This is a genomic window from Stenotrophomonas sp. 05L44_2 (assembly GCF_056665995.1).
This window is the reverse complement of record NZ_JBFTNR010000708.1, coordinates 1-2,151: the sequence shown is the minus strand read 5'-3', so window position 1 is coordinate 2,151 and position 2,151 is coordinate 1. Positions and strand designations below refer to the sequence as shown.

The following is a 2,151-nucleotide window of genomic DNA, read 5'->3' as shown; positions in this document are numbered from 1 at the left end:
GCTCTGGCCCGGGTACTGCTTGTAGACGCGCGCTGCGCGGCCCTCACCGCCGTTGTAGCCGGCCAGCGACAGTTCGACGTTGTTGTTGAGCTCACGCATCCGCTCGTTGAGGTACGTCGCGCTGGCTTCAGCGGCGCTGCGCGCATCGAAGCGGGTATCGAAACCGGTATCGTCCGGGCCGAGGCCGAAGCGGCGGCCGGTAGCCGGCATGAACTGCATCAGGCCCGCGGCGCCCGCACGCGAGGACGCATGTACACGGCCGTTGGATTCCTTGGCCATGATGCCGAACAGCAGCGCCTCGGGCAGGCCGCGCTTCTCCCATTCCGGCCACATCACCKSRCGCAGGTTCTGGTAGTTCTCGTAAGTGGTCATCARSGCCGGGCGCATGTCGGTSAGCCAGCGGCGGATGCCGGCCTGCACSGCSGGGTTGTACTCGACCATGTTGTCGAAGGCATGGCGCTTGTCGTTCAGCAGCGCCGCTGCGCGGGCCGCCTCGGGCACGTCGGCAGCCAGCGGGCCGACATGGTCCGGGTCGGCTTCCAGGCGGTCGCCGGCTTCATCGGCCACGTCATCATCGGCGGCGGCATCGGCATCGTGCTTGAGCAGGCGCTTGTAGGTCGACAGCATGTTGCTCATCTGGCAGCCCTTCTGCTTCACGCATTCGCTGATGACATCTTCCATGTCCTCCAGCGCGGCATCGGCCTCGTTGCGCCCCTTCGGATCGGCGTTGGCCACCAGCAGAACGGCATCGCTGTAGCGCTTCTCGGCTGCGGTCATGCGCTGCTGCAGGGCATCCACCTTCACCTTGTCCCGGGCCGAAACCCGCTGTGCGTGGGCCTCCGGTGCCAGGGAAACCAGGCCAGCCAGGGCCAGCAGCGGCCAGGTGCGGGAAATCAGGACAGGAACGGGCATTGGTGGCACTGTGTATGAAACAGGCAGGCAGAGTAGCGGCGCTGCCAAGGTCGGGGCAAGCCGACCTTCGGCCCGTCACCGTCGGCGGTTAACATTGGCACATTCATCACAAGGGCTGGACCATGGATCCGATTCTGCTCGGCAAAGGCATCACCGACGATGTGGCTGTCACCCTGCTGCCGAAACTCGGCAACCGCCATGGGCTGGTCGCCGGCGCCACCGGCACCGGCAAGACCGTGACCCTGATGACCCTGGCCGAGGGCTTCTCGCGGATCGGGGTACCGGTGTTCCTGGCCGATGTGAAGGGCGATGTCTCCGGCCTGGCCGTGCCGGGCACCGGCGCCGAGAACCTGCTCAAGCGCGCGGCCGAGATCGGCGTGAGCGACTATGCCCCGGCCGCCAGCCCCACCGTGTTCTGGGACCTGTACGGCAAGCTCGGCCACCCGGTTCGCACCACCGTGAGCGAGATGGGCCCGACCCTGCTGGCCCGCATCCTGGAATTGAACGACACCCAGGCCGGCGTGCTCGACATCGTGTTCAAGCTGGCCGACGACCGCGGCCTGCTGCTGCTGGACATGGACGACCTGCGCGCCCTGCTCGGCCTGGTGGCCGAGGAGCGCAAGGACATCTCCACCGAGTACGGCCTGGTCAGTGCGCAGTCGGTGGCCGCCATCCAGCGCGCCCTGCTGCGGCTGGCGCAGGACGGCGGCGAGCATTTCTTCGGCGAACCGGCGCTGGAACTGGCCGACATCATGCGGGTCAACCATGACGGCCGCGGTGTCATCGGCATCCTTGCCGCCGACCAGCTGGTGCTCAAGCCCAAGCTGTACTCCACGTTCCTGCTGTGGCTGTTGTCGGAGCTGTTCGAGCAGCTGCCCGAAGTGGGCGACCTCGACAAGCCGAAGCTGGTCTTCATTTTCGACGAAGCGCACCTGCTGTTCGACGATGCACCGCCCGCTCTGGTACAGCGCATCGAACAGGTGGTGCGGCTGATCCGTTCCAAGGGCGTGGGCGTGTACTTCTGCTCGCAGTTCCCGGACGACGTGCCGGCCAACATCCTTGGCCAGCTCGGCAACCGGGTACAGCACGCGCTGCGCGCATTCACCCCGCGCGACCAGAAGGCGGTGAAGACCGCCGCCGAGACCTTCGTGCCGAACCCGAAGCTGGATGTGGTGAAGGTGCTCAGCCAGCTCGGTACCGGCGAAGCGCTGGTCTCCACGCTGCAGGACAAGGGCGTGC

2 protein-coding genes are annotated in these 2,151 nt (G+C 66.8%); one reads left to right on the top strand and one right to left on the bottom strand.

The window, feature by feature from the left end:
• The coding region (locus AC1VAN_RS19615) for a lytic transglycosylase domain-containing protein (protein WP_480986517.1) at positions 1-912 on the bottom strand (912 nt) is incomplete at its 3' end.
• A gap of 122 nt (positions 913-1,034) precedes the next feature.
• Here AC1VAN_RS19615 and AC1VAN_RS19610 point away from each other — a divergent pair.
• Positions 1,035-2,151, top strand: a 1,117-nt coding sequence (locus AC1VAN_RS19610) for a helicase HerA-like domain-containing protein (protein WP_480986516.1), incomplete at its 3' end; no start/stop codon positions are given.